This is a genomic window from Rhodocyclaceae bacterium (assembly GCA_020248265.1).
GTDB lineage: Bacteria > Pseudomonadota > Gammaproteobacteria > Burkholderiales > CAIKXV01 > CAIKXV01.
This window is the reverse complement of the sequence record JADCHX010000002.1, coordinates 452,102-466,119: the sequence shown is the minus strand read 5'-3', so window position 1 is coordinate 466,119 and position 14,018 is coordinate 452,102. Positions and strand designations below refer to the sequence as shown.

Below are 14,018 nucleotides of genomic sequence, written 5' to 3'. Positions count from 1 at the left end.
GGAGGCCTTGTGCGCCGTACGGCTTGCGCTGGCGCCAGCGTGCCCGATCCGCTTCAGGCCATGGCCGCGACCGCCTCGCGCAGCGCGGCCGCCGCGCGCTCGACTTCCGAGGCGGCGTAGCGATAGCCAGCGCCGAGCGCGTCCGGGGATCCTTCGATCGCAGTGCGCTCGAGGGTCGCCAGCGCCTCCACCGAAGGGCGTGCATGGAAGTTCAGGATCACGCCGCGCAGCGCATGCGCTGCGGTGACGATTTCCGGGGCGCAGCCCGTCTCGACCGCTGCGCGCAGCCTGTCCTGCATGCCGGGCAGGGACTCCAGGCACATCGAGCACAGGTGCGCGAGCAGTTGCCGGTCGCCGCCGACGGTGTGGAGGAGGGCATTCGTATCGATCGCCGGAAAGCCCACTGGCGGATGTCCGGCGCGACCCCGCTGCGCAGCGTCGTTTCCGTCCTTCGCGAGCGCGAACTGGTCCAGCACGACCGCCAGTCGTTCGCGCCGCAGCGGCTTCGAGAGGTATCCATCCATCCCGGCCGCGAGGCAGCGTTCCTCGTCGCCGATCATTGCGTGTGCCGTCAACGCAACGATCGGGGTGTGGCGTGGCGGCGTGCCGTCCGCTGCCGCGTTGCGCTCTCGTTCCAGGGCACGGATGCGCGCGGTCGCCTCCAGGCCGCCCAGGCGCGGCATCTGGACGTCCATCAGCACGATATCGAACTCGCCTCTGCTCCACGCCTCGACGGCCTCGACGCCATCGTTGGCCACGGTGACCCGATGGCCAGCGCGCTCGAGAAGCATGCGCGCGAGCTTTCTGTTCACCGGGTTGTCTTCCGCGAGCAGCACGTCGAGCGCGAGCGCTGCGGTCTGCTGCGGGACGGGTGGCTGCGGCACGGCAGCGGGCGTCGACGGATCGTCCGGCAGGGCCATGTGGCGCCCTATCGTCTCGAACAGGTCCGAGGCAGTAACCGGTTGCACGAGTACTGCCGCCGCGCCGACCGGCGTCCATGCCGGATCGCTCGCGCGCGCGCTGCCCGCCGGGGCGACCACCACCAGCGGTACCCGATCGCCGATCCAGGTGGATACGGCCTGCTCGATCAGCAGCGCGGGCATGGCATGCACCAGCACCAGGTCGAAGCCCGCTTCCAGCGCAGCGCGATCCGGCACCAGGTACCTCGCCTCGTCGATGCTCTGGCATTCGGTCAGCGCCATGCCCCAGTGCGCGAACAGGTGTGCCAGGGAGCGGCGGCTGCTCGCCGACCCATCGACCAGCAGCACGCGCAGCGGCCGCAGCACGACCGGCTGCCCGAGGCCGATCGTGTCGGGCAGCAACGAGAGGTCGAACCAGAACGTGCTGCCTTCGCCTGGCGCGCTCTGCACCCGCAGTTCGCTCCCCATCAGGGACACCAGGTGGCGGCTGATCGACAGGCCCAGCCCGGTGCCGCCAAAACGCCTCGTGGTGGAACTGTCGGCCTGGGTGAAGGCTTCGAAGATCTGCTCCTGTTTCTGCGGCGCGATGCCGATGCCCGTGTCGCGCACGCGGAATCGTACCTGTACCGGTCCGCCTTCGGTGCACGGGCCGACCACCTCTGCCGAGACCACGATTTCCCCGATCTGCGTGAACTTGATCGCGTTACCGACGAGGTTCAGGATCACCTGGCCGATGCGCAGCGGATCTCCGACCAGTGCATCCGGTACGTCCGGCGCTACGTCGAGGATCATCTGCAGCGACCGTTCGCTCGCCTTGGGTGCCAACGATTTCACGCGGTCGCTCAGCATGGCACGCAACGAGAATCCGATCTGCTCGAGCTGTATGCGGCCGGCCTCGATCTTCGAGTAGTCGAGCACGTCGTTGATGACCTGGAGCAGGTTCTCGGCCGAACGGCGAACCGAGGTCAGGTAGTCGCGTTGCTCCGCATCGAGGTCGGTGTCGAGCGCGAGTTCGGTCATGCCGATGATGCCGTTCATCGGTGTGCGTATCTCGTGGCTCATGTTCGCCAGGAAGGCACCCTTGGCCTGGCTGGCGGCTTCGGCGGCATCCTTCGCCGCCTTGAGTTCGGCTTCGTAGCGCAGCCGTTCCGAGATATCGCGCGCCACGCCGATCTCGCCGATGTGGCGTCCCTCCGGATCGAACAGGGGCGAGAGCGACAGTTCGACATCGACCGAGCTTCCGTCCTTCCGCAGCCGGCGCGTGATCGACATGCGCTCGTTGCGCCCGGTCCGTACCCGCTCCATCGCATGGGTCTCGTCGCCGCCGGTCTCGGCGATGCGCAGCACTTCATAGGCACTGCGACCGAGGACTTCCGCCTCGGTGAACTGGTACAACTGCTCCGCGCCGCGGTTCCACGCTATCAGGCGATTGTCGAGATCCTTGAGCATGATCGCCTCCGAAGCCTGGTCGACGACCTGGGCGAGTTGCCGGGCCTTGGCCTCGCTGGCGCGCAGGGCTTCCTCGCGCAGCTTCCGCTCCGTGATGTCCGACTTCACCGCGATGAACTGCTGTACTTCCCCGTTCTCGCCCCGGATCGGCTGCACGTCGAGCGCGACCCAGTACAGGCGGCCATCGCGCGTGTAGTTGATCAGTTCCTCCTGGAAGCCCTCGCGCGCTGCGAGGTGCCTGCGCATGCGCGCCACCGTCGCGGGATCCGTCTCCGGGCCCTGCAGCAGGTGTCCGGGCACGTGGCCTATCGCCTCTGCGGCGGGGATTCCGGTCAGCCGGGTGAACGCGTCGTTGACCCACTCGATATGGCCGTCGGCATCGGTGATCACCACGGCGTTGCTGGTTCGGCTCGCCACGAGGGACAGCTTGCGCAGCTCGGCCTCGGTGTTCCGGTTGCTGGTGATGTCGGTGAGCACGCCGATCAGGCCGGTACGTTCCTGTGAGGAGGAGGTCAGCACCGCCTTCGAGAACAGCATGGCACGCTGCTCGCCTGCGGCATTGGTCAGCTCTGCCTCGAATGCCTGGTATGCCGCGCTACCCTCGAGCAGTTCGCGGTCGCGTAACTCGATCAGTTCGGACAGTTGGGATGGCCAGAGGTCGCTGCTGGTCCGCCCGACCACCGTGTCACGGCCGCGCCCGTAGAAGGTTTCCCATGCCCGGTTCACGCTCTGGAACCGGCCGTTACGGTCCTTGTAGTAGACGGGGTGCGGCATGGCTTCCAGCAGCTGGCGCGACAGCTCGAGGCTTTCACGCAGTCGTTCCTCGCCCTCTCGCAGCCGCGCAGCGAGCAGTGTCCGTTCATTGATGTCGCTGAGCAGCCCTGCTACGCCGTTCGTCTTCCCGTCGGCATCGACGGTCAGCCGTGCCGTGAATTCTCCCCAGCGCAGCTCGCCGGAAGCGGTCTCGATGCGGGCCTGCCATTGCGCGACCCCGTCGATGCCGGACAGCATCCGCCGCCACGCACGGACCGCCGCCGGCCGGTCGGCTTGCGCGATTCGTTCGAACAGGCGGCGACCCACCAGTTCCTCGGGCTGATGTCCGGTGACCTGGAGCCAGGCGCGGTTGACGAAGCTCACCCTTGCCTCGGTGTCGGATTGCCAGACTACCTCGGACAGGTTCTCCACGAGCCGCCGGTGGCGGGCCTCGCTGCGGGCGAGAGCGATGATCGCGGAATGCCTGGCCGTGTCGTTGATGATCACGCCGGTCAGGTGCAGGAACTCGCCGCGCTCGTTGAAGACGCCCTGTCCCTTGTCGAGTACCCAGCGTGTGCTGCCATCGGCCGCGCGCAGGCGGTACTCGGCTGCGAACGGACGCCGCTGCTCGATCGCGCTTCCGATAAGGCCGCGCATCTTGGCCGTGTCGGACGGATGTACGATGCTGGCGTAGCTGCGCGTGCGGTTTTCGATCAGCTCGACGACCGGATAGCCGGTCAGACGTTCGAACTCCTGGCTGAGATATTCCATTGTCATCCTGGAATCGGCCAGGCAGCGGTAGACCACGCCGGGGATGTTTCCGGTCAGCGCACGCAGTTCGCGTTGGTTGATGTCGGCCACGCGCTGCTGCTCCGACAGCCGGAGCGAGGCCTGATTCAGTGCGTCGACCAGGCCGTGCAGTTCCAGGTTTCGCGGGTCGGCCGCCAGCTGACGGCCGGAGCCGTCCAGCTCCAGTGCGAAGCGGTTGATCTTCTCCAGCGCCTCCCTCGTACGACGGGTCACGCCCAGCACGCAGAGCCAGACCAGCAGTCCGACGGCTGTGGACATCAGCGCCACCTGCAGCAGGTGTTCGAGATAAACGTTGTCGACCTGCTCGCGCTCCACCACCAGTTGCAGCCATCCGTCGAACCCGGTGCCGGTGACTGGATGCCAGAGGTTCGCCAGCGTGCCGTGCACGCCGTTCGAGCCGGCTGTCTGTCGATCGCCGGAGGCGGGTACGACGACCGCAGGTGCGCGTGTCTGGGGCGGGCGGAAGTCCGGTGCGCCTGCGCCCGCTGCCGTCTGCACGGCCCGCGACACCAGCGTGCCGTCCGAGCGCCAGAGCAGGGCGTCGAGCACGCGCGGAAACTCGATCGCCTGCTGCAGCATCGTCTGCGACCGCGCGGCATCGCCGCCGGCCTGGCCGAGCGCCAGGGCCCGCTTCTGGGCGAGTTGCTCGAGCAGCGCGACGTGAACGGATTCGGCGCGACTCTCTGCCGTACTCGTGCGTACGACGATCGCGACCAGCAGGCTGATCGCGAGCGCTCCGACCAGCAGGGTCGGCAGCAGCCATGACATGCGGCGTATGCGATCGCGCATGGGATCAGCCAGTGCCTGCGAGCCCTGGCGGCAAGCGGTCGTCCGCACGGCCCGGGTCGGCGTCGTAATGCAGGGGCTCGTCGTCATCGCTGAAGCGCGCGCCCATGGCGATCACGTCGGGCAGTACCACGAAGAAGGCATCGAGCAGGCGTGGGTCGAAGTGTCGGCCAGCCTGCTCGCGCATGAACGAAAGGGCTTCCTCCACGCTCCAGGGGCGTTTGTAAGGCCGTGCCGAGGTCAGCGCGTCGAACACGTCGGCAATGGCGACGATGCGCCCGAACAGTGGAATGGAATCTCCGGTGAGGCCGCGCGGATAACCCGTGCCATCGAATTTCTCGTGGTGGGACCAGGCGATCTCCGCGCCGGCCTGGATCACCGGGGATGCACTCTCACGCAGGATCTCGTAGCCGATCGTGGCATGCTCCTTCATGACCTCCCATTCGTCCGGCTCCAGCCTGCCGCGCTTGAGAAGGATGCGATCCGGAGTGCCCAGCTTGCCCACGTCGTGCAGTGGCGCCGCCAGCAGCAGGATCTCCTGCTGCTGTTCCGAAAGACCGATCTGCCGGGCAATCAGCCGCGAACAGTGGGCCATCCGCTGGATGTGCGCGCCGGTTTCGGGGTCGCGGAACTCTGCGGCACGCGCCAGCCGCACGATGGTCTCCAGTTCGCGAGCTGCGATCTCGGCCGTGGCCGCGCGAACCTCCGTCTCCAGCCACGCCGCACGGCCCTCCAGCTGCTTCTGTGCGTCGCGCAGGCGCAGCATGTTGCGCGCCCGCGCCAGCAGTTCCGTACGGTCGATCGGCTTGTTGAGAAAGTCGTTGATGCCCGCTTCCAGTGCCCGGTAGCGGACCTCGAGTTCGGTGTTCGCCGTCACCATCAATATCGGCGTATCCGACTTTCCGGGGATCTGTCGGAAGCGGGCGGCGAACTCCAGCCCGTCCGGTGCGGGCATCATGTAGTCGACAATGACGAGGTCCGGATCGTGTGTGGCGCACCAGTCGAGGGCGTCGGCGGAGGATTCGAACAGTACCGACGCGCAGTCCGGCATGCGTCGGATCAGGTGCTCCATGAGCTTGAGGTTGAGCGACACGTCGTCGATGACCAGTATCTGCTGTTCAGGCAAGGGCCTTCTCCGAAGGCGTTGCCGGTGCGGCTGGCGCCGCGCGGCGCGGGGCGAGCCGCGCCAGCACCCGGTTGCCCTTGCCGAGGTACTCGAGCGATTCGAAGCTCAGCATGCGCGCCAGCGCGATGCCGCGCCCGTGCGCGTGGAACGCGCGCGTCGGGTCGAGTTCAAGATAGGGCGTCCAGTCGAAGCCGTCGCCCTGATCCGTGATCAGGATCTCGACCGCGTCGCCATGCCGCTCGAACTCGAGGCTCACGGTGCGATCGGCGAAGGCTGGCAGCGCAAGCCGGCGCGTGACTTCCGATTCCCACGTGCCGTTTTCGCGCATGCGCGACTTGTCGTCATAGGTCAGCCCCAGGTTTCCGTGCTCGATGCTGTTCAGAAGGAGTTCGGACAGGCCCAGTACTGCCTGCTCGGGATCGGGTGCCGCGTTGGCGACCAGTACCGCCAGCCGCCCTGCCTCCTCGGGCGTGCGCACCGTGAACGATGCCCGGTTCATCATCACGAGCAGCAGCCGGTGCTGCTCCAGTTCGGCCAGCAGCCGGCGCTGGGAAAGCGACGCCTCGACCGCCGAACGTACCAGCGAGCGCAGCATCTGCATCTCGAACGGCTTGGTCAGATAGTAGAGCGCACCGGCTTCGATGCCTTCGACGACCTGGTCCCGGGCGGCTGCTGCGGTCTGCATGATCACCGGCAGCCAGCGTAGCGCCGGGGTCGCCTTGATCCGCCGCAGTACTTCCATGCCGTCGATGCCCGGCATCATCCGGTCGAGCAGCACCGCGTCGTACAAGCGCTCAGGCACGGCCAGTGCGGCCAGAGCCTCCTGTCCGTCGGCCACGGTCGACAGGTTGTAGCCTTCCCCTTCCAGGAATTCGACGAGGATTTCGCGATTGAACGCGTCGTCATCGACGATCAGGACGCGGCTCGGTTGGTCGTTTGGATCAGACATGTCGGGTTGTCAGGGAGGGGCGGCGCGCGGCGGATGGTGGGAATGCTAATACACATGTCGTTTACGGCAGGCCGGCCGTCATCTTAAGCCGGGCGGGCGCTCGCGCGGGGCCGCCCGCGCGATCCGGTTCGGACGGCACCTGGACGGACGCCTGCGCGCCAGGCTCCCGAGGCAGCGTGAAAATGAAGCGGGTACCACCCCCGGGGTTGCCCTCGGCCCGTATGTCACCGCCATGCGCATGGACGAGCTCGCGCGAGATGGCGAGCCCCAGGCCGGTGCCGCCCGCGCCGGTACGGGTGGTGGAACTCTGCACGAACTTGTCGAAGATCGCCTCCCGTTCGTCTGCCGGGATTCCGATGCCATTGTCCGCGACGACCACTTCGGCGAGCGGCCGTCCGTCCGGTCCGGTGCGCTGCCCGAGCGAGATCGTGACCACGCCCCCGGGGGAACTGAACTTGACCGCGTTGCCCAGCACGTTCGTGAGAACCTGTGCGATCCGGGCCGGGTCGTACCAGGCGGTCAGGGAACGCAGGCCGGTGCGTTCGATCGCCAGTTGCCGTGACTGGGCGAGGCCGCCTACCTCGAGGATGACTGCATCGACGGTCGTGGTGAGTTCATGCACGCCGGGGTCGATCGGCAGCCGCCCGGCTTCCAGGCGCGACAGGTCGAGCAGGTCGTTGAGCAGCGCCAGCAGCCGCACGCCGCTCTGCTCGATCCGGTCGAGGTACTGCTGCGTCTTGTCGGGCAGGCCCCTGGAGATGCGTTCCTGGCCGAGCCGCGCGTACGAGAGGATCGCGTGCATCGGCGTGCGCAGCTCGTGCGACATGTTGGACAGGAACGTCGACATCGCCTCCTGCGCATGCTCGGCTGCGATACGCGCAGCCTCGATCGATCGCTGCGCGCTCAACTGTTCGGTGATGTCGCGGATTACCGTGATGCGGCCGACGAGGGCTCCCCGATCGTCGAGCTGCGGCGCGTGCGACGATTCGATGTCGATGCGCACGCCGTCGGCGCGGACATGCTGCAGGCGGTTCACGTCCGTAGCGCCGCTGCGCACGCGCCTGAGCAGGCCCTCGAGATGCTCCGGTGTGATGTCGGGATTCAGGAATTCATGCGACAGACGGCCGATCGCCTGCTCGGCCGGGTAGCCGTACAGCCGCTCGGCGCCGCGGTTCCAGGAGGTGACCCGGTTGTCCAGGTCCTTGGTGATCACCGCTGCTGTGGTCTGTTGAACTACGGCCGCCAGCATCCGGTTCTTCGCTTCGCTCGAGCGCAGGGCGAGCTCGGCGCGCTTGCGTTCGCTCACGTCCAGCGACAGGCGGATCCAGCGCACGACGCGTCCTCGTTCGTCGCGGATCGGCTGGCGCTCGATGCTGGCCCAGTAGGGGTCGCCGTTCTCGCGATAGTTGATCAGCTCGATGCGGCAGCCTATGCCCTGCTCGATCATTCGCGCCATTTCGGCGATCAGCGCTGCGTCGGTCAGCGGGCCGGTCAGCAGATCCTCCGGCGAGCGGCCGAGTACCTGTTCCATCCGGTACCCCGTCTGCCGCTCGAAGCTCTCGTTCACCCACTCGATGCGGTTGTGCTCGTCGATGATCACGACCGAATTGGCCGTACGGCTGGCCACCACCGAAAGCTTCTCCAGCTGTGCCTCGCGTTCGCGTGCCTTGGTGACGTCGGCGCGGGTCACCACCACATCGCCCAGGGGCGTGCGCCGCAGCGATATTCGATACCAGCCGTCGCCGACGCGGCGTTCGACCTGTGCATCTCCCGCCCGGTGCTCGGCCAGCCTGCCCTCGATGTAGGCCGCGCGTGCCTGCGGACCTGCCGCCTCGGGCACGTGCGCGTCGGCGATCACCTCCAGCACTTCGCGCTTGGTCATGCCGATGCGGATGCGGTTCCCGATATCGCCGGCGAGCTCGCGGTTGCGCTCGTTGAAGATGACCAGACGCTCGTCCTCGTCGTACAGTGCAAAGGCCTCGTCCAGCGAGTCGATCGCCTGTACCAGGCGGGTTTCGGCGCGTTGCTGTTCCGCCAGTGCATTCGCGGCAGCAGCCTCGGCTGCCTTGCGTGCGGTGATGTCGATGCGCAGCGCGACGATGTCGCCGATCGGGGTGCGTCGATGGGTGGTGCTGTACCAGCGCTCCCCGATCGGGTACTCGCTGCAGCCGTCGGCCGCACGAAACTCCGCGAGCCGTGCTTCGATCCAGCAGTCGCGCCGGGACGCGGCATCGGTGCCGATGGACGCGAAGGTCTCCTGCCAGAGCAGTTCGAGCAGTTCAGCCTTCAGCCGCCCAGGTACGACCTGGCCAGCGACGCTGCCGAACAGCTGCGGGTAGATGTGGTTGCAGACGACCAGTCGCTCGCTGCTGTCGAAAAGCGAGAATGCGGCGTCCAGGGAATCGATCGACTCGCGCAGCCTTGCCTCGACCCTGCGCTGCTCGATGGTGCCGGAAGCGCCGCGGCCGGAACGCAGGAGGGCGAGGAGCACGCCGATGCCCACCAGCAGCCCTGCCAGCGCGATCGCGGCCGTGACCATGTCGCGGTTGGCAGCCTCGAAGGCGGGCGTGGTGGCGTAGTTCACTTGCCATCTGCGGCCCATCGTCGACAGCGTCCGGTCTTCGGTGAACCGCGCCGCCTGCCGGCCGCGTGCGCCGTTCGAATCGAAGATCTCCCGGATGCCGGCGTCGGCGGCGTCGAGGTCGACGACCCGCACCGAGAGCGGTGCGTCGGCCGCAGGCAGGGGCCTGCCGAACAGATCGTCGGCGAGCACGAGCACGGAGATCCAATGGCGGGTGCCGTTGCCATCCGGGGCAGGTGCCAGCGGCGGCGACTGCAGTCGGGACGAGTCGGTGTTGGCGATCGGCCCTGCCGGGGCCATCATCACGTAGGCTGCGCGCGGACCGGTCGGCATCGGTTCGCTGAAGCGCTCGCTCAGCAGCGGCAACCTGGATCCGTCGGCAACCCGGGCCGCGGCCAGGTGCTGCGCCTGGGCGCCCATGTTGCGTCCGATGGCACCGTCGGCCATCCGCGCCGGCCAGCGATTGCGCACCAGCAGGCGTTGCTTCGAGGGCGCGGCGTCCCAGCCCGATTGCACGTCGTACTCCGGATACTGGCGCTGGGCGCGCGTCCGCCACGCCGCGATCTCGGCATCTTCGACCCGGTCGAGCAGAGTGATCGCACCCAGCGCGCCGAGCGACTCGTTGGCGCTCAGCGCGGCGGCCAGCCGGTCGAAGCGCGCGCGAGAGACTGGTTCGGTGCCGACTTCCATGCCGGCCGCCATGCTCAGGGTCGCGACCTGCAGCGCGCGCAACTGTCGCTCGACGTCCGCCTCGTAGCGGTCGACCGCCTGGCTGAACTCGAAGCGTGCGCGGCGATCGTTCTGCCGCGATGACGCGAAGGTGGCCAGCAGCACGAACAGCAGGATGCCCGACAGGATGACCCACAGGCCGGCCGGGTGCCGCCGTGCGGGTGGCCGGGGCAGGGTGAACGGGGAAACACTTGCCATCGAGGCGCCGGGAGTCCGGGAGGTTCGTCCGCGCCCGGCGGCGTGCACGGGCGCACCCCGCTCCGCCGGGCGGACGAGGACATTCCTTTAGCGGCAGGTTGCTGTCCGGGTTTAGCGCGGGTTCGATCGCGCATGGCGCGGGCGAATCCCCCGGTCTCCACCCGGGGGCTGGTTTGTCCGGGCCATCATGTCCGCAGGCGGTCAATCAGGGCTCGGGTGGAGTCATCGAGGCCGGCGGCCGGCACGGCTGAAGGCAGCAGGCAGGCGCCGATACGCAGTGCGAGTTTCTTTCCCAGCTCGACGCCCCACTGGTCGAACGGGTTGATGTTCCAGATTGCGGATTGCACGAGCACCTTGTGTTCGTAGAGCGCCACCAGGGCGCCAACGGCATGCGGGTCAAGCCGCTCGACCACCAGCGTCGTGGTGGGCTGGTTCCCCGCAAAGGTCTGGTTTGCAGCCAGCAGCTCGAGGCGTTCGCCGGCGATACCGCGTGCGGCCAGTTCGGCACGCGCCACGTCGCCGGCCTTGCCGAACGCGAGCGCCTCGGTCTGTGCCAGGCAGTTGGCGACCAGCAGCCGGTGGTGCAGCGGGTGCGCATGGTGCGGCTGGCGGGCGATGATGAAATCGGAGGGGATGAGCTGCGTGCCCTGGTGCAGCAGCTGGTAGAACGCATGCTGGCCGTTCGTCCCGGGAGAACCCCACAGGACCGGGCAGGTCGCATGATCGACTGGCCATCCCTGACGGTCGACCGACTTGCCGTTGCTTTCCATCTCGAGCTGCTGCAGGTGGGCGGGGAGCCGGTGCAGCCGCTGGTCGTAAGGCAGCACCGCATGCGAGGCAGCCCCGAAGAAATTCGTGTACCAGGCGCCGAGCAGGCCCATGCGCACCGGCAGGTTGCGCTCGAGCGGCGCCTGCAGGAAGTGTTCGTCCATCGCGCGCGCACCGGCGAGCAGTTCATCGAAGGCACAGGGCCCGATCGCCAGCATCACGGCCAGGCCCACCGCGGACCAGAGCGAGAAGCGGCCGCCCACCCAGTCCCAGAAACCGAACACGTTGTCCGGATCGATGCCGAACTTCCGGGTCCCCTCGAGATTGGTGCTGACCGCCACGAAATGCGCACCGGTGGCCCGAGGGTCGCCCATTGCCGCGACCAGCCACTGGCGGGCGGTATCGGCATTGGTCATCGTCTCGATCGTGGTGAAGGTCTTCGAGCAGATGATGAACAGCGTGGTCTCGGGATCGAGGCTGGCCAGCCTGGGCGCGAGGTCTGCCGCGTCCAGGTTGGACACGTAGTGCACGCGCAGGCAATCGTCGGTGCAGGGCTGCAGCGCCTCGGTGACCATCGCCGGTCCGAGGTCCGAGCCGCCGATACCGATGTTGACGACGTCGGTAAAGCGCCGGCCGGTGTGGCCCCGGCGGTCGCCGCAGCGCACCGCAGCGGAAAAAGCTCGCATGCGACCGAGCACCTCGGCCACCGCCGGCATCACGTCCACGCCGTCGACCGGCAGCGGCATCGAGGCGGGCCTGCGCAGGGCGGTATGCAGGGCCGCGCGCCCTTCGCCAGTGTTCACCGCTTCGCCCGCGAACATGCGGTCGCGCCAGCCCGCGACATCCTGCTGCACGGCCAGCCGGTGCAGCAGTTCCAGCGCACGGTCGTCGACCCGGTGCTTGGAGAAGTCTGCGAACAGGCCGGCGCCTTCGAGCGAATGACGTGCCGCGCGATCGGGTTCCGCCGCGAACCACTCGCGCAGGTGCCGCGATGCGATCGTGCGCTGGTGGGCCTCGAGCGCCTTCCAGGCGGGGGAATCGGTCAGTGCGCTCATCTCCGGGCCTGCCTCGCTCGTTCGCAGTGAAGCCGGGCGCTTCACATGTTGGGGTAGTTCGGACCGCCTCCGCCTTCGGGAGCGACCCAGACGATGTTCTGCGTCGGGTCCTTGATGTCGCAGGTCTTGCAGTGCACGCAGTTCTGCGCGTTGATCTGCAGCCGCGGCGATACCCGGCCGTCGACCGTGTCGTTCACGATCTCGTAGACACCGGCCGGGCAGTACCGCTGCTCCGGCGCGTCATGGCGCTCGAGGTTGATCCGTACCGGCACTGTCGGATCCTTCAGTGTCAGGTGCACCGGCTGGTCTTCGGCATGGTTGGTATTCGACAGGAATACCGACGACAGCCGGTCGAACGAGATCACCCCGTCGGGCTTCGGATAGGCGATCGGCTTCGCCTCGCGCTTGTCGACGAGCGTCTCGTGGTCGGCACAGGCATGGTGCATCGTCCATGGCGCCTTGCCGCGCAGCAGGACCTGTTCGATGCCGACCAGCAGGGCGCCGGTGAACAGCCCCTTCGACAGCGAAGGCTTGAAGTTGCGCGCACGATGCAGTTCGTCGTGCAGCCAGCTGGCCTCGAATGCGGCCGGGTACGCGGACAACTCGTCGGCGCTGCGCCCATCGCCCAGCGCAGCGAGGGCAGCCTCGGCGGCCAGCATGCCGGACTTGATCGCCGCATGGCTGCCCTTGATGCGCGATGCGTTCAGGAAGCCGGCATCGCAGCCGATCAGCGCGCCGCCCGGGAACACCAGCTTCGGCAGCGACTGCAGGCCGCCGGCGGCGATCGCGCGCGCGCCGTAGGCGATGCGCTTGCCGCCCTCCAGGAAGCCGCGGATCGACGGATGCTGCTTGTAGCGCTGGAATTCGTCGAACGGGCTCAGGTAGGGATTGCGGTAGCCGAGCCCGACCACGAAACCGATCGCGACCTGGTTGTCGTCGAGGTGGTACAGGAAGGAGCCACCATAGGTATCCCGGTCGAGCGGCCATCCGGCGGTGTGCACGACCAGCCCGGGCTGGTGCTTCGCCGGATCGACCTGCCACAACTCTTTCAGGCCGATGCCATACGTCTGCGGATCGCGACCGGCACGCAGGTCGAAGCGGGCCTCGAGCTGGCGGCCGAGCTGGCCGCGGCAGCCCTCGGCGAACAGCGTGTACGCCGCGTGCAGTTCCATGCCGGGCTGGAACGCGGCCGTCCGCGCGCCCGAGCGGTCGACGCCCATGTCGCCGGTCGCGACGCCGCGCACTGCGCCGGCCTCGTCGAACAGCACCTCGGTCGCCGCGAAGCCGGGGAAGATCTCCACGCCCAGTGCCTCGGCCTGGGTTGCCAGCCAGCGGCAGACGTTGGCCAGGCTGATCACGTAGTTGCCGTGGTTGCGGAAGCAGTCGGGCAGCAGCGGGTTCGGCACCTGGTACTGGCCCGTCTCCGTGAGGAAAAGGAAGCGGTCCTCGCTGACTTCGACCTGCAGCGGTGCGCCCATGGCCTTCCAGTCGGGCAGCAGTTCGTCGATCGCGCGCGGATCCATCACCGCGCCCGACAGGATGTGTGCGCCGACCTCCGATCCCTTCTCGATCACGCAGACGCTGACCTCGCGCCCGGCTTCGGTGGCCAGCTGCTTCGCGCGGATCGCGGCGGACAGGCCCGCCGGGCCGGCGCCCACGACCACGAGGTCGTAGGGCATCGACTCCCGGTCGGTACGCGCAGCAGCCGCGGCGCCGGAGGCGGAGTGGGGACCGTCGTGTGATGCGCTCAATGCAGACTCCATCGTTTCGGATCGATCAACGCCCGCGTCCGACGCCGGCGCGCAGCACCGGGACAACGTCGGGTAACCTCGCATTCTATCGGAATCGTTTCCGGCACCCGCCCGCGGGCGCTTTCGACACCCCCCGCCATGTT

Annotated in this window: 6 protein-coding genes; all 6 read right to left on the bottom strand. The window is 67.9% G+C overall.

Translation table 11 applies throughout. From position 1 onward, the window contains the following. Nucleotides 1-53: 53 nt before the first annotated feature. The 6 genes from ING98_02970 to ING98_02945 all read right to left on the bottom strand — a co-directional run bounded on the left by ING98_02970 (nucleotide 54) and on the right by ING98_02945 (nucleotide 13,887). Nucleotides 54-4,721 (bottom strand): PAS domain S-box protein, encoded by a 4,668-nt coding sequence (locus ING98_02970; protein ID MCA3100808.1) that lies wholly within the window; start codon nucleotides 4,719-4,721, stop codon nucleotides 54-56. Between the two features lie 4 nt (nucleotides 4,722-4,725). After that, nucleotides 4,726-5,790 (bottom strand): response regulator, encoded by a 1,065-nt coding sequence (locus ING98_02965; GenBank protein ID MCA3100807.1) that lies wholly within the window; start codon nucleotides 5,788-5,790, stop codon nucleotides 4,726-4,728. Nucleotides 5,791-5,836: 46 nt separating this feature from the next. After that, a complete protein-coding gene (locus tag ING98_02960; protein ID MCA3100806.1) occupies nucleotides 5,837-6,793 on the bottom strand; it encodes a response regulator in 957 nt (318 codons plus the stop codon). Between the two features lie 61 nt (nucleotides 6,794-6,854). Further along, nucleotides 6,855-10,301 (bottom strand): PAS domain S-box protein, encoded by a 3,447-nt coding sequence (locus ING98_02955; GenBank protein ID MCA3100805.1) that lies wholly within the window; start codon nucleotides 10,299-10,301, stop codon nucleotides 6,855-6,857. Between the two features lie 185 nt (nucleotides 10,302-10,486). Continuing rightward, entirely contained in the window at nucleotides 10,487-12,124 is a 1,638-nt protein-coding gene (pgi, locus tag ING98_02950) for a glucose-6-phosphate isomerase (protein ID MCA3100804.1), read from the bottom strand. A 41-nt stretch (nucleotides 12,125-12,165) separates the two neighbouring features. Beyond that, the gene (locus tag ING98_02945; protein ID MCA3100803.1) at nucleotides 12,166-13,887 is read right to left on the bottom strand and encodes an electron transfer flavoprotein-ubiquinone oxidoreductase; all 1,722 of its coding nucleotides are present in this window, start codon (nucleotides 13,885-13,887) and stop codon (nucleotides 12,166-12,168) included. Nucleotides 13,888-14,018: the final 131 nt, after the last annotated feature.